The 16147-nt window shown below is 58.0% G+C and carries 15 protein-coding genes; 9 read left to right on the forward strand and 6 right to left on the reverse strand.

What is annotated here, in order from left to right:
* Positions 1-16 precede the first annotated feature (16 nt).
* The 5 genes from GTU79_RS27085 to GTU79_RS27105 form a co-directional block, all read right to left on the reverse strand.
* Positions 17-1366, reverse strand: a complete 1350-nt coding sequence (locus tag GTU79_RS27085; protein WP_203520443.1) for an NtaA/DmoA family FMN-dependent monooxygenase — start codon at positions 1364-1366, stop codon at positions 17-19.
* Positions 1367-1374: 8 nt separating this feature from the next.
* Positions 1375-2370, reverse strand: a complete 996-nt coding sequence (locus GTU79_RS27090) for an ABC transporter permease (RefSeq protein ID WP_203520436.1) — start codon at positions 2368-2370, stop codon at positions 1375-1377.
* Positions 2360-3958, reverse strand: coding sequence for a sugar ABC transporter ATP-binding protein (locus GTU79_RS27095; RefSeq protein WP_203520434.1), 1599 nt, complete (start codon positions 3956-3958; stop codon positions 2360-2362). Before GTU79_RS27095 ends, GTU79_RS27090 begins: the two co-directional genes overlap by 11 nt.
* Positions 3959-4110: 152 nt before the next feature.
* On the reverse strand, positions 4111-5451 hold the full coding sequence (locus tag GTU79_RS27100) for a sugar ABC transporter substrate-binding protein (protein ID WP_203520432.1): 1341 nt from the start codon (positions 5449-5451) through the stop codon (positions 4111-4113).
* A 219-nt stretch (positions 5452-5670) separates the two neighbouring features.
* Positions 5671-6606 carry a LysR substrate-binding domain-containing protein gene (locus tag GTU79_RS27105; protein WP_203520430.1) on the reverse strand — a complete coding sequence of 312 codons (936 nt, stop codon included), beginning with the start codon at positions 6604-6606 and terminating at the stop codon, positions 5671-5673.
* A 173-nt stretch (positions 6607-6779) separates the two neighbouring features.
* On the opposite strand from GTU79_RS27105, the gene GTU79_RS27110 reads away from it, so the two are divergent.
* From GTU79_RS27110 to GTU79_RS27140, 7 genes are all read left to right on the forward strand, one after another.
* On the forward strand, positions 6780-7730 hold the full coding sequence (locus GTU79_RS27110) for a branched-chain amino acid ABC transporter permease (protein ID WP_203520428.1): 951 nt from the start codon (positions 6780-6782) through the stop codon (positions 7728-7730).
* Between the two features lie 9 nt (positions 7731-7739).
* A complete protein-coding gene (locus tag GTU79_RS27115) occupies positions 7740-8849 on the forward strand; it encodes an ABC transporter permease subunit (protein WP_203520426.1) in 1110 nt (369 codons plus the stop codon).
* The gene (locus GTU79_RS27120; RefSeq protein WP_203520424.1) at positions 8846-9616 is read left to right on the forward strand and encodes an ABC transporter ATP-binding protein; all 771 of its coding nucleotides are present in this window, start codon (positions 8846-8848) and stop codon (positions 9614-9616) included. Before GTU79_RS27115 ends, GTU79_RS27120 begins: the two co-directional genes overlap by 4 nt.
* Positions 9609-10322 (forward strand): ABC transporter ATP-binding protein, encoded by a 714-nt coding sequence (locus GTU79_RS27125; RefSeq protein WP_203520422.1) that lies wholly within the window; start codon positions 9609-9611, stop codon positions 10320-10322. Before GTU79_RS27120 ends, GTU79_RS27125 begins: the two co-directional genes overlap by 8 nt.
* 37 nt (positions 10323-10359) lie before the next feature.
* Positions 10360-11508: a branched-chain amino acid ABC transporter substrate-binding protein gene (locus tag GTU79_RS27130; protein ID WP_203520420.1), complete on the forward strand. Its 1149-nt coding sequence runs from the start codon at positions 10360-10362 to the stop codon at positions 11506-11508.
* A gap of 72 nt (positions 11509-11580) precedes the next feature.
* Positions 11581-12129: an L-2-amino-thiazoline-4-carboxylic acid hydrolase gene (locus GTU79_RS27135; protein WP_203520418.1), complete on the forward strand. Its 549-nt coding sequence runs from the start codon at positions 11581-11583 to the stop codon at positions 12127-12129.
* Entirely contained in the window at positions 12122-13366 is a 1245-nt protein-coding gene (locus tag GTU79_RS27140; RefSeq protein ID WP_203520416.1) for a M20 family metallo-hydrolase, read from the forward strand. Before GTU79_RS27135 ends, GTU79_RS27140 begins: the two co-directional genes overlap by 8 nt.
* A 24-nt stretch (positions 13367-13390) precedes the next feature.
* Here the strand turns inward: GTU79_RS27140 and GTU79_RS27145 are convergent, their stop codons facing one another.
* Positions 13391-13774 carry a carboxymuconolactone decarboxylase family protein gene (locus GTU79_RS27145; protein ID WP_203520414.1) on the reverse strand — a complete coding sequence of 128 codons (384 nt, stop codon included), beginning with the start codon at positions 13772-13774 and terminating at the stop codon, positions 13391-13393.
* Positions 13775-13868: 94 nt separating this feature from the next.
* On the opposite strand from GTU79_RS27145, the gene GTU79_RS27150 reads away from it, so the two are divergent.
* Complete coding sequence (locus GTU79_RS27150; RefSeq protein WP_203520412.1) at positions 13869-14759, forward strand: LysR family transcriptional regulator; 891 nt, start codon at positions 13869-13871, stop codon at positions 14757-14759.
* 198 nt (positions 14760-14957) lie between these two features.
* Positions 14958-15641 (forward strand): MFS transporter, encoded by a 684-nt coding sequence (locus GTU79_RS27155; RefSeq protein WP_214513539.1) that lies wholly within the window; start codon positions 14958-14960, stop codon positions 15639-15641.
* The last annotated feature ends 506 nt before the right edge of the window (positions 15642-16147 follow it).

The following is a 16147-nucleotide window of genomic DNA, read 5'->3' on the forward strand; positions in this document are numbered from 1 at the left end:
CCGCAAGAAATGGTGGTCAGTCGCTTCGCCGGGCGGGATGCCGCGCATTGATCCGCGCCTCTCCCCCGGGGAAAAACCGTTCGCGCAGCGTACCGGGCGCATACTCCGTCTGCGCCAGCCCGCGCCGCGCCAAAACGGGCATGACGTGGTCGATAAACTCGACAAAGGAGCCCGGCGTGGTCTGGTAAGCCACGTTCACGCCGTCAATGCCCGCCTCTTGCCACAATGCGAGGCGGTGGGCGATTTGTTCAGGCGTACCTACGATACGGCCGTTGTAGGACATGGCCGTCACCAGATCCGCCAGCCGCGCCTTTTTGCCGGGATGGGCTTCTTCATAAAAACGGGTGAAGCCCTGCAAACCTTCGATGTTGAAATCCGCCACCGGCTTATCAGGATCCAACAGCCCGAAATCTATGCCCAGATCGCGTCCCACATGGGCCGCCAATCCATCGGTGCTGACATATTCGTCCAGCGCGCGCGCCTTGCGCGCCGCCTCTTCTTCCGTGCTTCCCACCACAAACGACAGCCCCTGGAAAACCAGTAAATCCTCAGGCCGCCGGCCTGCCCGCACCAGCCCGGCCCGCAGCCCGCTGATGGCGATACGGGCCGCCTCGGGAGTCAGGCAGACCACAAAGGTCGCCTCGGCGTTACGCTCGGCGAAGGCCCGGCCCGCCGTGGACGAGCCGGCCTGGATCAAAAAGGGCGTGCGCTGGGGCGACGGGCTGGAGAGATGCGGTCCACGCACCCGATACCGCTCCCCCTGATGATCGATGGCGTGGATTTTGCGCGGGTCGGCATAACGCCCCGCCACAGGGTCGGCAACCACCGCGTCCTGCTCCCAGGAGTGCTCCCAGAGCTTATAGACCACCGCCATATACTCGTCGGCCCAGCGATAGCGTTCGTCGTGGGGTACCGGGGCGTCAAAGCCGAAGTTTTGCGCGGCGTTGCGGCTGGTGCTGGTGACGATATTCCAGCCGATGCGGCCGCGGCTCAGGTGATCGAGGGTGGACACCCGCCGGGCGAAATCAAACGGATGGCTTTGCAAAATAGAGCTGGTAAACGCCAGGCCGAGATGCTCGGTGGAGGTGATAAGCGCCGCCGCCAGCACCGTGGGATCGTTAACCGGAAAATGGATGCCTTGTTCCGCATAAATATCCCAACTGCCGTTATGGCCGCTGTCCAGTCCGAGGGCGTCGGCAAGAAACAGGCTGTCGAATTTGCCTCTTTCCAGGATCCGCGCCAGTTCCACCCAGGCGGAAATATCGTTGAGTTCGGTTTGCCGGGTCTCGGGATGCCGCCATAGCCCGTGATAGACATGGGATACCGCGTTCATGGAAAAGGCATTGAATATCAATCTTTTTGGCATGTTTTTTCCTATTTGACGCTCACGCGCAGGCTGGATTCGCGGCTGACCAGCACCGCGGCGATCACCACCGCGCCTTTGATCATCATCTGTGAATATTGCGATACACCCAGCAAGTTCAGGCCGTTGTCGAGCATGGCGATAATCAGCACGCCGATAAGCGTGCGGTGGGGGCCGCCCACCCCGCCGGAAAGCGAGGTGCCGCCCACCACGATGGCCGCCAGGCTGTTGAGCAGCAGATCGCTGCCCAGGGAAGGACCCGACGCCCCGAGCCGGGCAACCGACAGCAGCGCGGCGATGGCCGCCAGCCCGCCGGCGACGATAAAGGCATAAAGCTTATAGCGCCGGACCGGCACGCCCGCCGTGTGCGCCACCGTTTCGCCGCCGCCGATAAGATACATATAGCGGCCGAACCGGGTGCGAACGGCCACGAACACCATCAGCGCCCAGGCAATCAGCGCACAAAGCGTGATATTGGGCAAATGGGGTATGGCCTGGCCGATAGAGAGGGTTTCAAAGCCCGGCAAATTAAATTCAATGGCGCGGCCATCGAGGATTTTCAGCGCCAGTCCGCTGAATACGGAGAGGGTGCCCAGCGTCACGATAAATGACGGAATGCGACCATAGACATAAATGACGCCGTTCAACAGGCCGAACAGGCAGCCGATAGCCGTCACCACGGGAATCACGGCAAATCCCAGCGGCGTGCCGTTAATCAGGGTGACCCCCACCGCGCCGGACAGCAGCACCATCGCGCCGATGGACAGATCGATGCTGCCCATCAGGATGATAAAGCTGCCCCCCAGGCAGGCAATCAACAGCGCGCCCGCCTGACCGCTGACGGCGGTAAAGTTGCGCAGCGTGGCGAAGGAGTCGGTGGTCAGGGAGAAAAAAACGAACAGCGCCACAACCACGCCGACGGGAAACCAGAAGCTTTTATCAATGGCCCGTAAAAAGTCGCCGGCCCGGTTGGTTTTGGCGGATACGTTTGGGAGATCAGTTTGCATAACCGGCTCCTTGAAGAGGAAAAGCGGAAGGTTCGTTGGGACGGGAGGCGCCGTCCGGCAACATCCAGGGGATGATGTCGCGCTCCCCCGGCTTTTGGTCGGGAGGCGCCGCCAGCTCTTTCACCACCCGGCCGCGGCGCATGATCAGGATGCGATTGGACAAACCGATCAATTCCAGCAGTTCATCGGTAATCAGCAGGATGGCGACGCCCTGTTGGGTAAGTTCGCGGATAATCCGGTAAATCTCCTCTTTCGAGCCGGCGTCCACCCCGCGGGTCGGGTTATCCAACACCAGCACCCTCGGGCTGCGGCACAGCCAGCGCGCCAGCACCACCTTTTGCTGATTGCCGCCGGAAAGACGAGAGCATGCCAGCACCGGCGTCGCGGAACGAATCCGCAGTTGCTCGATATAGCGCTGAACGTCCCGCTGTTCCCGGCGCAGACGCCACAGCCCCAGCCGGCCGGCAAACAGGTCGCCGCCGCCGGCCAGCGAGAAATTCCAGGCCACGGAAAAACGGGCAATCAAACCGTCGGTAAGCCGTTCCGCCGGGATATAGCCCAGGCCCTGACGGATAAAACGCCTGATGTCGGGGCGCCGCGTTGATTGCCCCTCAAGGCTCACCTCGCCGTCATCCGGCGGGGTAATGCCGGCCACCGCTTTGCCCAGCGCGCTTTTACCGGAATCCAGCAGTCCGCCGATGCCCAGCACCTCGCCGGCCCGCACCCGTAGGGAAACATCCTGGAACGACCCCGACTGAGCCAGCCGGCGGGTTTCCAGCCGTATCGGATTCGCGCTGACGTCCTCCTGCCGCTGCTGGTAATAGTGATCCGCCGACCGCTCCCGGCCCACCATCAGCCGGTGCAGGCCGCTCTCATCGGTCTCGCCGGGGGAGAGCGTCGCCACCAGCCTGCCGTCCTTCAGCACGCAGATAATGTCGGCATGGCTCATCACCTCGCTCAGACGATGTGAAACGAACAGCAGCGAACCCTGTAGCCTGACCTGCGCCACCAGGCGGAAAAATATCTCCTCATCGCGCCGGTCCAGGGCGGAGGTAGGTTCATCCAGCAGGATAAGCGGCTGGCTGACGCCGCGTAACAGCGACGGGGTTAAACAGGCGCGGGCGATTTCAATGGCCTGGCGTTTGGAAAAATCATAATCGCCGGTGCGTTTGCGCACATCGATATCAAAACCCGATGCCTCGACGATCCCCTCGGCGGCCGCGATCATTTTCCGTTTATCCAGCCATTGCCCTGCGCGGGTAAAACGCGCCTCTTCACCCAGCAACAGATTCTCATAGACCGGCACATTGGCGACAAGCGATTGCTCCTGGAACACCCGCGACACGCCTTCGCCCAGGGCGGCGCGGTAATTGCCTGGCTGATACGGGCGCCCCCGCGCCAGCATCTCCCCCGACGTCGGCGGCACGATGCCGCTGATGATGTCCATTAACGTGGATTTGCCGGCGCCGTTTTCACCGATCACCGCCACCACTTTATTGGCGGGAATGAGCAGCGACAAGTCATCCAGCACCAGGGTGCGGCCATAGCGTTTGCCCAGATGGTTCACGGCGAGCAGATTATGCTCCATGGCGGAATGCTCCGTTGAATAAGGGCCAAAACGCGCCATTCAGGGATGATGCACACGCATAACGGGCGGCGTCGCCGGCACGCGGCCATAGCGGCTGAGGCCTTGGCAACAATGGAGACAGTACCGCCGGCGGCGCGGCGGTGGAAAAAACGTCAGCTTTTAACATTGGGGGACGGTCCGTCAAACTTGATCTTGTAATGATCGGCATACTCCGCCCGCACGCGCTCAAACTCGCCGTTATCACGCGCATCCGTATACTCTTTCGGCAATTGATAACCCGCCGGCTTGGGAATGCCGGTCCACTCCTTTTCCAGGTTGATGGGGTAAACATGCGCCTGGGGATCCCAATCGCTTGGGTGCAGCACATGGGAGAGACGCCTATAGTCAAAAGGCGCCACGCCGTTGTTGTCGACAAAACGGCTACGATAAATGTCCGCGTTGCGCCGGGTCAGGTTCAGCGATTGCCAGTTAAGCACCCGCTCCGAAGCGCGCGGCGTCCAACCGTGCGTAACGTCGTAGATGCGAGCGGTAAACAATGCCGCCGCATAGGCGGGGCTATTGGCGCTAGTGGCAAGCTGGCTGCCGCCGATAATGGATTTCACCCCTTCGGTGGTGCCGTCGGCGCCCACTACCAAGACATCTTCGCCCGGACGCAGGCCGCGGGCGCGCAGAGCCGCCAGTACCCCCTGGGCGATATCGTCATTTTGCGCCACGATGCCCACCACGTTTTTATTGCGCGTCAGCAAATCGTCGGTAGCCTTCAGACCGTCTTCGCGGTTCCACTTACCCGGCAGTTTGTCCACCAGCCGCGTTTTCGGAAAGTCTTTGAAGGCATCGTCCCGGCCCCGGCTTCGGGCGATGTCCGATACATAACCGTCAATGCCGGTCACCGCCACGATATCGCCGCCGCCGAATTTCTCGGTGACGGTGCGCAGCAGCTCCACCGTCACCGCGCGGTGGGCTTCGAACTCTTCGGGCACGGCATACAGGGTGTAATACTCACTGGCGTCGAAAGGCGTAAACCACGGCAGCGTATTCCAGAAATTGCCGAAAAAAAGCTTATTTTGCTGCGCCAGGCTCGATACCCGCCGCAGCGAACTGCCGTCAGCCAGGTTGAATACCGCCCCGATTGCCCCAGCCACGGTTTGCTCTTCAAATTGATTCACCTGGCGCTGACCGTCGTTTTGCCCGTCCAGGAAAGCGTAAGGCAGGCCGAACTCACGGCTGGCCGCCTGGAATGCCTTATCGGTCTGCACGTTGTATTCGTTGACGTTAAAGGAGAGATAGGCCAGCTTCCCGCTGGGGGCCGCCACGGCCGCCGATGGAAATCCCAGCGTCAGGCTGGCGGTGGCGGCGGCCACCGCGCCGGCGGATGCCAGGGTCAGGAAATCGCGCCTGGACACGCCATGGGTATCCAGCCGGTCCAGATGCTTATCGATGATTTTCTTTTGCGTGAAATCGGGAAAATTGCGCGGATCTAAACGCCATGCCATGCAGTCGCTCCTGGATAAAAAATAACGTCGGGGCAATAGCCACCGATGAAATCACGTCTTATCCCACCGGCCATGCCGTGGTTAAGACCAGAAAGCCTGCTATTAGACGGTTAAATATCACGATTTAAAAATAACAATTTTAACTTTAAATAGTTATTTATTTAACATGAACCGGAAGCCTGAGTAACCTTCCGGCCGAAGGCGCGTGGAAAAACAGTCTTATCGCTGCGCCTCTTTGACCAGCCAATTTTGCAAATTCACCCCTTCCTTTGATAGCTCGCTGTCTTGCCTGACGCAGAGATAATAATCGCGCCCGTCGTCGATGGCATGGTCCGATAATTTCACCAGCTCTCCCGACAGCAGATATGGCGCGATCAGAGGCTCGCGCATCAGTGCGCAGCCCAACCCTGATTGCACAGCGGCCAGGGTCAGCAGGCCGTCCTCGAACAACGGTCCGGAACTGCGCAGCGGCCGTTTGACGCCGATGCTCTGGAACCATGCCATCCAGGTGTTGCGCTCTTCATCATGGAGCAACGGCATGGCTGAGAGCTGATCCGGCGTATCTATCAGGCCATGCCACTTGATAAAGCCCCGGCTGCAAACCGGAATCATCTCCCCCGACATCAATTTTTGGCAGCGATATCCCGGCCACTGGCCCGCGCCGAAGCGGATGGAAATATCCGCCGCGTCGCTTGGGTAGTTGCGATGGTTGGCATAGACAACGTTAATATCAATGTCGGGATTTTCCTGCAAAAAACCGCTCATGCGGGGGATAAACCAGCCCATGCCGAACAGCGGTATCAGGCTGATGGTCACCTGCCGGGAGGCGGATTGCTCCCTGACATGCTCCGTGGCCTGGCGTAACACGTTAAAGGCGGAGCGTATGGAACGATAATATTCGCGCCCTTCTGTACGTAAGATAAGATTGCGCCCTTGCCGTTCCGTCAGCGGCATTTGCAAAAAGGCTTCCAGAATTTTGAGCTGGTGGCTGACGGCGGAGGGTGAGATGTCCAGTTCATGGGCAGCGGCGGTGACACTGCCCAAACGCGCGATGGCCTCGAATGCCCGGACGGCCCGTAAAGGGGGATCGTCGGCCAAGGCCGTCGGCGGGATAAGGTCGTTCGGTGCATATCCATATTGTTCTGTTTTTTTCATATATTGATTCTTTCATCACCAATCTGAATTGCTAATTTATTATTTATATAATTAAAACAATAAATTAAAAACTACTATTTTTGATATAAATAATTATTTATCGGTATTTCACTAATTAAACTAAACGATTAGGGTATGCCCATGCATTCCTTTTTATTTAGGACGTTCGCAGTATGGATACCTTTATCCAGCAAGCCATTAACGGGCTCACCCTCGGCAGCATTTATGCGCTGATGGCGCTCGGCTATACCATGGTGTACGGCATCCTGCGCATCATCAACTTTGCCCATGGCGATCTGCTGATGGTGGGGGCGCTCAGCGCACTGTCCGTCGTGACATTTCTTCAGCGCCATTTTCCCGGCCTGCCGGTTTATGTCCTGCTGCTGCTGGCGGTGTTGCTGTCGATGGCGGTATGCGCGCTGGTGGCTATGGCAATCGAACGCCTGGCCTATCGCCGCTTACGCCATGCTCCCCGCCTGGCGCCGCTGATCAGCGGCATCGGCGTGTCACTGCTGCTGCAAACCCTGGCGATGATTATCTGGTCGCGCAATCCGCTGATGTTTCCACAGCTCCTGCCGATGGATCCCATCCCCCTGACCCGAGGCGACGGGACGCATGCGCCGGCGGTCATCACCGTTACCGGTATCGCCACGCTGGTTATCGCCTGCCTGGTGATGGCCGGTCTTTTGCTGTTGGTGGAACATAGCCGCCTGGGCCGCGCCATGCGCGCAACGGCGGAGAATCCGCAGGTCGCCGGCCTGATGGGTATCAATCCCGACCGCATTATTACCCTCACCTTTGCCATCGGCGGGACATTCGCCGCGCTGGCTGGCGTCATGATGGCCAGCAACTACGGCAACGCCGGTTTTTCCATGGGTTTCCTGCCGGGGATAAAAGCCTTTACCGCCGCGGTACTGGGCGGTATCGGCAATATTCGCGGCGCCATGCTCGGCGGCCTGCTGCTCGGCTTGATCGAATCCCTGGGAGCCGGTTATCTCGGCGAGCTCACCAAAGGTAACTTCGGCAGCAACTATCAAGACATATTCGCTTTTATTGTACTGATCGCCGTGCTGATTTTCAGGCCTTCCGGACTGTTGGGCGAACGCGTCGCCAATCGCGCCTAGGAACCGCTTATGACAACCCTCAATACTTTTTTCCCGGCTTCCCGCCGGCGCGCGCACCTCGGCATGTGGCTGTTTGTCGCCGGCCTGGCGCTGGCCCCGCTGCTGATAGGTCCGTCCGGGGGGAATTACTGGATCCGCGTGGTGGACTTCGCCCTGCTCTATATCATGCTGGCCCTCGGCCTGAATATCGTGGTGGGTTTCACCGGCCTGCTGGATATGGGCTTTATCGCCTTTTACGCTATCGGCGCATACCTTGCCGCGCTGCTCTCCTCGCCGCATTTGACCACGCAGTTTCCGCAGCTGCTGCAGTATTTTCCCCAGGGGCTCCATTTGTCGGTGATCATTGTCGTTCCCCTGGCGGCTCTGCTCGCGGCATCATTCGGCATTTTGCTCGGCGCGCCGACGCTGCGCCTGCGCGGCGATTATCTGGCGATTGTGACGCTCGGCTTCGGTGAAATCATCCGTATTCTGATGCGCAATCTTGACCGCCCGGTGAACATTACCAACGGACCGAAAGGTATTTCAGGCATCGACCCGGCCTCGCTGTTCGGCCTTAGGTTCTCCGGCATGTATCAGTGGTTCGGCGTGCGCGTCTCATCCCTTTATCTCTATTACTACCTGTTTGCCGCGCTGATTCTGTTCATCATGTTTATGTGCATTCGACTGCAGCACTCGCGCATCGGCCGCGCCTGGACGGCCATTCGCGAAGACGAGGAAGCCGCGCGGACCATGGGTATCAATACCCGTAACTTTAAACTGCTGGCCTTCGCCATGGGCGCCGCCTTCGGCGGCATCGCCGGCGCGATGTTCGCCGCCTTCCAGGGCTTCGTTTCCCCCGAATCCTTTTCGCTACAGGAATCCATCGCCGTGCTGGCAATGGTGGTTCTCGGCGGGATGGGCCATATTCCCGGGGTTATTCTCGGCGCGCTGCTGCTGTCCGCGCTGCCGGAATTTTTACGCAGCAGCACCGGCCCGTTGCAGCAGGCGCTGTTTGGCCAGGTAATCATCGACCCGGAAATCATCCGCCAGCTGTTTTACGGGCTGGCATTGATTTTGGTGATGCTCTTTCGCCCGGCCGGGCTATGGCCGACCCGCCATCACGGGGAAAAGCATCCATGACACCCCTCCTGGCCTTACGAAACGTCAGCAAGCGCTTTGGCGGACTGGTGGCGGTGGATGACGTCAATGTGACCGTCAACCAAGGGGAGATTTACGGCCTTATCGGTCCCAACGGCGCCGGGAAAACCACCCTTTTTAATCTGATTACCGGACTATACCGGGCGGATCGGGGGGTATTTGCACTGGCGGGCATGCCTTACCGGCCCCATGACATTGAAAAAGTCACCCGGGCGGGAATTGCCCGCACCTTTCAGAATCTGCGCTTATTCAATGACATGAGCGTTCATGAAAACGTGATGGTAGGCAGGCATGTGCGCACGCGCAATGGGTTATGGGCCGCCATCAGCCACCACCGGCGCGCGCGGGAAGAAGAAGCGCAGACCCACGAACGGGCCTACGAGCTGCTGGAGTATGTCGGCATCAGCCAATTCGCCCACTACCGCGCCGGCTCTCTTTCTTATGGACACCAGCGCCGGCTGGAGATCGCCCGCGCGCTGGCCACCGATCCGCTTCTCCTGGCGGTGGATGAACCCGCCGCCGGCATGAATGCCGCGGAAAAAGTCGATCTGAGACACCTGCTGATGCGCATCCGTGATGACGGCAAAACCCTGCTGCTGATTGAACATGACGTCAAACTGGTGATGGGGATCTGCGACCGGCTCACCGTGCTCGATTACGGCAAGGTGATAGCGGAAGGCGCGCCGGAGACGGTGCGCCGGGAACCGGCGGTAATCCAGGCATATCTGGGAGGGAACGCTCATGTCTGACCCACTGCTTTCCGTACGGGGATTAACCGTTTCCTATGGCGGGATCCATGCGGTCAAGGGAGTCGATTTTGACGTCGCCGACGGGGAGCAGGTGACCCTGATTGGCGCCAACGGCGCGGGTAAGACCTCAAGCCTCAGGGCCGTGACCGGGCTGCAGGACTTTCGCGGCGAGATCCTGTTCGCCGGGAAATCCATTCGCGGTGTACCGCCTTATCATTTGCTAAAGCAGGGATTGGTCATGGTGCCGGAAGGCCGGGGAATTTTCGCCCGCATGACCGTACTGGAGAATTTGCAAATCGGCGCGTACCTGCGCCGCGACGGCAACGGCGTCAAACGCGATTTGGCGGAAATTTATCGCATATTCCCACGCCTTAAGGAGCGCCTTTCACAACCGGCCGGCCTGCTGTCGGGAGGCGAACAGCAAATGCTGGCCATGGGCCGGGCCCTGCTCGGCAAACCGCGCCTGCTGATTTTAGACGAGCCCTCGATGGGGCTGGCGCCGATCATGGTTGAGGCCATTTTTTCGGTCATCCACCGCATCGGCGGACAGGGCGTAACGCTGCTGCTGGTGGAGCAAAATGCCCGCCTGGCGCTGCAAGCCACCCACCGCGCCTACGTGTTGGATAGCGGCTTGATAAGCCACAGCGGCAAGTCCGGGGACATGCTGGACGACGCCAGGATCCGGCAGGCCTATCTGGGGGAATAACCACTTGATTTCACACTACTTACAACAAGGAACTTTTATGAAAAATACCTTTAGCAAACTGGCGCTGGCATCTTTGGTTTTAGCCGCCTTCAACAGCGCGGCGGCGAACGGCGAAACCGTCCTGATCGGCCTTGCCGGGCCCCTCACCGGCCCTTCCGCCCGAATCGGCAAGGATTTGGAGAATGGCGCGCAGTTAGCCATCACCGACGCCAATAATAAAAAACCGGTAATTGACGGTAAGGCCGTGACCTTCAAGCTGGTATCGGAAGATGACCAGTCCGATCCGCGCACCGCCGTTGCCGTAGTGCAACGCCTGGTGGACGAAGGCGTGGTGGGGGTGGTTGGGCATTGGAATACCGGGACCAGTATTCCGGCGGCCCGGATTTACCATGACGCGGGCATTGCCCAGGTGGCGCCGGTCGCCACCGGCCATGCCTATACCCAACAGGGTTTTGACACCAGTTTCCGCGTCATGGGCCACGATGACGACGGCGGCAATGATGCCGGGCAATACGCGGTAAACGTGTTGAAAGCCAAACGTATTGCCGTTCTCGACGATCGTACCGCCTTCGGCCAAGGCCTGGCCGACGAATTCATCAAGTCCCTTAAGGCACAGGGAGTAGATATTATCGATCGCGAGTATATCGATGATAAGACCGTTGATTTCAGCGCCGTTCTCACCAATATCCGCAGTAAAAACGCCGATCTGATCTTTTTCGGCGGCGTGGACTCGCAGGCGGCGCCGCTCGCCAGGCGCATTAAACAGCTCGGGCTGCCCGCCACGCTGATGGGCGCGGGCGGCTTTGTCAGCCAGACCTTCCTGACGCTGGCGCAAAAAGAGGGGGAAGGGGTGGTGGCGCTGGAGCCAGGCCTGCCCATTGATAAAATGCCGGGGGGCAAAGCATTCGAACAGGCCTATATCGACCGCTACAAGACCCATATAGAACTGCACGCCCCGTTTGCTTATGACGCCACCAGCGTGCTGATTGACGCTATAGAACAGGCCGACTCCACCGATCCGGCGAAATACCTGCCGAAACTGCGCGCCATCAAACATCAGGGCGTCACCGGAATCATTGCGTTTGATGGCCAGGGCAACCTGCTCAATCCCACATTCACCGTTTATCGGGTGACTAACGGCAAATGGGTGCCGCAAAGCGTACTGGGCGGCGCCGCCGGCCACTGACCGTACGGCCCGGACCGGCCTTGGCCGGACCCCATTACCCGCAATAATGCCATACCATAAAGGAGCTAGACGATGTCCTGCCAACATTCCTGTCAGCAGCATTCCGGCCAACACCATTCCGGCCAACATAGAAACGACCTGGGCATATTGGCCCGTCGGCGCATCGAGGCCGAAATCATAAAACCCATTTATGAGATTCTGGTGCGCGACTTCGGCAAAGCCCGGGCGCAAGAGGTCATCGGCGAGGCCGTAGAGAACGCGGCCATCGCCGCCGGCAAGGATTTTGCCCGCCGCGAGCCGGCCGGCGCCGATATCCAAAGCTTTGTCGCCCTGCAGTACCTGTGGGAGAAAGACGATGCATTGGAGGTGAAAATACTCTCCAGCGATGATCGGCATTTTGACTATGACGTCCATCGCTGCCGCTATGCCGAGATGTACCATGAGATGGGGCTGGGGGAAATCGGCCACCTGCTCTCCTGCGCCCGGGACAGCAAGTTTATCGTCGGCTATGCCCCCGAGGTCAAACTGACCCGCACGCAAACCATCATGTCCGGGGCGCCGCGCTGTGACTTTCGCTATGCGGTGGACAAAAAAGACACAGGGGGCGGCAAGCATGAGTAATATCACTACCGTCAATGGCGAACGTTTATGGCAAACCTTGCAAATCATGTCCGTGTTCGGCGCCATTGCCAAAGACGGCGTATGTCGCCTGGCCCTGAGCGAAGAAGACCGGCTGGCGCGGGATTGCCTCAAAAATTGGGCGCTGGGCGCCGGTTGCCGGGTCCGGGTGGATCGCATGGGCAATATGTTCCTGCGCCGCGAAGGGACGCGCCCGGAGCTGCCCGCGGTGGTCACCGGCTCCCATATGGATTCACAGCCCAACGGCGGCCGTTTCGATGGCGTCTATGGCGTGCTGGCCGGCCTGGAAGCGCTGCGGACCCTGAACGACGCGCACATTCAAACCGAACGCGCCATAGAAGTCATTAACTGGACCAATGAGGAAGGCGCCCGCTTCGCCCCGGCAATGATCGCCTCCGGCGTCTTTGCCGGCGTCTTCGACCTGCAATTCGGTCACAGCCGCCGGGACCAGAACGGCGTCACGCTCCTGGAAGCGCTGCGCCAAATCGGCTACGAAGGCGAACACCCGGTGGGCGGGTTTCCCATCCATGCCGCCTTTGAACTGCATATTGAACAAGGCCCGATTCTTGAAGCCGAAAACCGGCAAATCGGCATCGTCACCGCCGCCCAGGGCCAACGCTGGTTTGAAGCGGAGATAGTTGGCTTCAGCGCCCATGCGGGCACCACCCCGATGGATAAACGCCGGGACGCGCTGTTGGGCTTTGCCCGCATGGTGGAGGAGGTCAACCGGATCGGCCGGACCTTCATGCCGGACGGACGGGCCACCGTCGGCATGGCGCAAATCACCCCGAATTCCCGCAATGTCGTGCCCGGACGGGTTTTTTTCAGTATCGAATTCCGGCATCCTGACGAGACGGTACTTGAGCAAATGGAATGCCGGCTGCGTGAAGCCATAAACATCGTCAATAACGGTGAACTTGAGGCGGTTGTCAAACGCATATTCGATTATCCGCCGGTGAAATTTGACCAAAGCTGCATCGCCAGCATACGCGACGCGGTTAAGGCGCTTGGCTATTCCCATCGGGATATGGTATCCGGCGCGGGACATGACGCCTGCTATCTCAATGAGGCCGCGCCCACCGCCATGATTTTTATCCCCTGCGTCGACGGCATCAGCCATAACGAAGCTGAAAATATTCACCCCCACTGGGCCACCGCGGGGGCGAATGTGTTGATTAACGCGCTGCTGGATAAAGCGGGCCGGGTCAATGCGGCATGAGAATATGCCAGGCTTACCATGATCTCAGCTTGCTTCTGGCTCTTGAGAAAAAATGTCCTTCGCTGCAAACAGTCCGTTGAGAGCTGCCGGAAAGCCTGCATAGACCGCCATCTGCATAATGATTTCGACAATTTCCTGCCGGGAACAACCCACATTCCGGGCGCCGTGAATATGTACCTTAAGCTGTGGCGAAGCGTTTCCCATGGCGGTGAGCGCCGCCACCACGGCAAGTTCACGAATTTTAAGGTCAATGCCCGGTCTTGAGTAGATATCGCCAAACGGAAACTCAATGAGCAGCCGGGCAAAGTCAGGGGCGATATCACGCAGACTGTCAATGACCTTCTCACCCGCGTGGCCATCCACCTCATTAAGCTTCGCTAAACCGCGTACGTAACGTTCGTTATCCATAAATCCTCTTTGGTTGCCGGGTTGATGCGCTGAAGGCACTGTATGTTTTACGCAGCAGGTTCAGCCAATACTTTTTTTGTGATACCTTTTCGGTATGAATGAATCCATTGACCTGCGACAGTTCCGCTACTTTCTGGCGGTGAGCGAGGAGCTTAATTTCGGGCGCGCGGCCGCACGTCTGTACATATCCCAGCCGCCATTAAGCCGACAGATCCGCCAGTTGGAAGACCGGCTTGGCGTTGAGCTGTTTTTGCGGACCAAATCGGGTGTGGTATTGACGAAAGCGGGGGCGGCATTTCTACCGGAAGCCAGGCGCACGTTGGCTCAGGCGGAAAAGGCGATAGCAGCCGCCAGGGCGGCGCGGAGCAGCGCGGGCGGACAATTTCTCATAGGCTACACCACGGTGTTTGATCGCAGCGTCATACCCGACGTGCTCGAACCTTTACAGCAGCGCTTTCCGGATTTTCGGCTCGTCACCCAGGGTAAACATTCAATAAGCCTGGTGCGGGACATCAAGAACGGGATAATGGATGTCGCCTTTATCGGCCTGCACACCGAGACCAAGGGCCTTAAGACCGAGACACTGCTTGAGGAGCCGCTTATTGCCGCCCTGCCCGCCGGCCATCCTCTTGCCCATAAGCGCAGGCTTGGGTTCGATGACCTGCGCAGCGAGGCGATTTTCCGGTTTGAGCGCCGGTTGAATCCCGGTTATTACGACCATTGCCACGCATTCTTCGAAAAGATCGACTTCAAGCCCAAAACGATTCCAGAACCCGACGACCACCACATCTTGCTAGGCCTTATCGCGGAAGGACAAGGCATCGCGTTAATCCCCGCCTCGCTAAAGCATGTCAAACGGCACGGCGTGGTCTTCCGACCGCTGAAAGACGAGGCCGCAAGACTGTCAAGCGGCATCGCCGTGGCATACGACGAACGCAATCCGTCAGCAATCCTGGCTGGGTTCCTGGCACTCGTCAGGTCTTGAACGCGTCAAGCGCCGGATGCGGCAGCAAAAGTGTGAGCTGAGTTACAATTACAAGACATTCCGCCTCAACCTGTTTGACAGGTTTACACGTTGTATCTATTTTCTAACTACCCGGTCATCAGCAATTGCCGCAACAAGCCAATGTAATCAAATTCCATCATCCAGGTAGGATAAGCCGGGCGAGCAGAGGAACTGACTATGTTCAAGCGTCAATATTCAAAAATCGTTTTTTTGCTGTTCATCGCTGGGGCAATAAACTACCTTGACAGGGCCGCTTTTTCTGTCGCCATGCCTTATATCAAGGCGCATCTGGGATTAAATCCTGTTGAAATAGGTTTCATACTCAGCAGTTTCTTTTTTGGCTATGCCCTGTTTAATTTTGTTGGCGGCTATTTATCCGATCGCTATGGTCCGGGAAAAGTATTTGCGATAGCAATGGTTTCGTGGTCTTTATTTTGCGGACTTACGGGGATCGCTTTTAACTATGTGATTTTATTTATAATACGCGTGCTCTTTGGTATGAGCGAAGGGCCGATGGGTACGACAGTTAACAAAACGGTCAGTAATTGGGTACCTCTGAGTAAACGGGTAAGGGCTGTAGGCATTGCTAACGCGGGCAACCCATTGGGAGGCGCGATAGCGGGTCCCATTGTCGGCCTTATCGCGGTGATGTGGAGCTGGCGTATTTCATTCTTCATCATGATGTGCCTGGGATTTATCTGGACTTTTTTTTGGTTGAAAGCGTTTACCGACCACCCTCGTGATAATCCCCACGCCAGCAAAACAGAGGTGGAAGAATATGAGAACAGCATTCTGGATCAGGCCTCTCATGATAGCGAAACCCAAACTCTTCCGCTGAAAGAGTACCTGAAAAACCGATGATCCTGGCCACAGCGATGGCTTTCTTTGCCATTAATTATATTCTCTATTTCTTTTGACATGGTTCCCAAGTTATTTGTCCATGTCGAGAGGACTGAATATCCAGCAGCTGAGCATTGCTTCCTCGATTCCTTGGATTATCGGCAGTATTGGAATGGCGTTAGGAGGAGTCGCCTGCGACATTTTATATAAGAAAACGAACAATCTTATATTGTCCCGAAAAGCAATCCTGGTGGTTGCCCTTATTTTATCATCCTTGTGCCTGATTTTTCCGCTTATGTCCAATCCCTGGTAGGGGCGGTAGTCATGATGGCGCTGGGTATCTTCTTTATGTATCTTGCCGCCGCGGCGCCCTGGGCTCTAGTGGCTGATAATGTAAGCAGCAGGAATGTCGGCAGCGTGGGGATTTATTCATCTGATTGCCAATACGGCCGGCGTCATCGCGCCGATCTTGACAGGATTCATTGTGCAATACACGGGAAATTTCATAGCTGCATTTATCCTTACAG

This window comes from Sodalis ligni, from assembly GCF_016865525.2.
Lineage (GTDB): Bacteria > Pseudomonadota > Gammaproteobacteria > Enterobacterales > Enterobacteriaceae > Acerihabitans > Acerihabitans ligni.

Coding starts and splice junctions, on each gene's coding strand:
- GTU79_RS27150 (WP_203520412.1), top strand. CDS start 13,869: ATGAATGAATCCATTGACCTGCGACAGTTCCGCTACTTTCTGGCGGTG.
- GTU79_RS27155 (WP_214513539.1), top strand. CDS start 14,958: ATGTTCAAGCGTCAATATTCAAAAATCGTTTTTTTGCTGTTCATCGCT.
- GTU79_RS27110 (WP_203520428.1), top strand. CDS start 6,780: ATGGATACCTTTATCCAGCAAGCCATTAACGGGCTCACCCTCGGCAGC.
- GTU79_RS27100 (WP_203520432.1), bottom strand. CDS start 5,451: ATGGCATGGCGTTTAGATCCGCGCAATTTTCCCGATTTCACGCAAAAG.
- GTU79_RS27090 (WP_203520436.1), bottom strand. CDS start 2,370: ATGCAAACTGATCTCCCAAACGTATCCGCCAAAACCAACCGGGCCGGC.
- GTU79_RS27115 (WP_203520426.1), top strand. CDS start 7,740: ATGACAACCCTCAATACTTTTTTCCCGGCTTCCCGCCGGCGCGCGCAC.
- GTU79_RS27085 (WP_203520443.1), bottom strand. CDS start 1,366: ATGCCAAAAAGATTGATATTCAATGCCTTTTCCATGAACGCGGTATCC.
- GTU79_RS27105 (WP_203520430.1), bottom strand. CDS start 6,606: ATGAAAAAAACAGAACAATATGGATATGCACCGAACGACCTTATCCCG.
- GTU79_RS27095 (WP_203520434.1), bottom strand. CDS start 3,958: ATGGAGCATAATCTGCTCGCCGTGAACCATCTGGGCAAACGCTATGGC.
- GTU79_RS27125 (WP_203520422.1), top strand. CDS start 9,609: ATGTCTGACCCACTGCTTTCCGTACGGGGATTAACCGTTTCCTATGGC.
- GTU79_RS27130 (WP_203520420.1), top strand. CDS start 10,360: ATGAAAAATACCTTTAGCAAACTGGCGCTGGCATCTTTGGTTTTAGCC.
- GTU79_RS27120 (WP_203520424.1), top strand. CDS start 8,846: ATGACACCCCTCCTGGCCTTACGAAACGTCAGCAAGCGCTTTGGCGGA.
- GTU79_RS27145 (WP_203520414.1), bottom strand. CDS start 13,774: ATGGATAACGAACGTTACGTACGCGGTTTAGCGAAGCTTAATGAGGTG.
- GTU79_RS27140 (WP_203520416.1), top strand. CDS start 12,122: ATGAGTAATATCACTACCGTCAATGGCGAACGTTTATGGCAAACCTTG.
- GTU79_RS27135 (WP_203520418.1), top strand. CDS start 11,581: ATGTCCTGCCAACATTCCTGTCAGCAGCATTCCGGCCAACACCATTCC.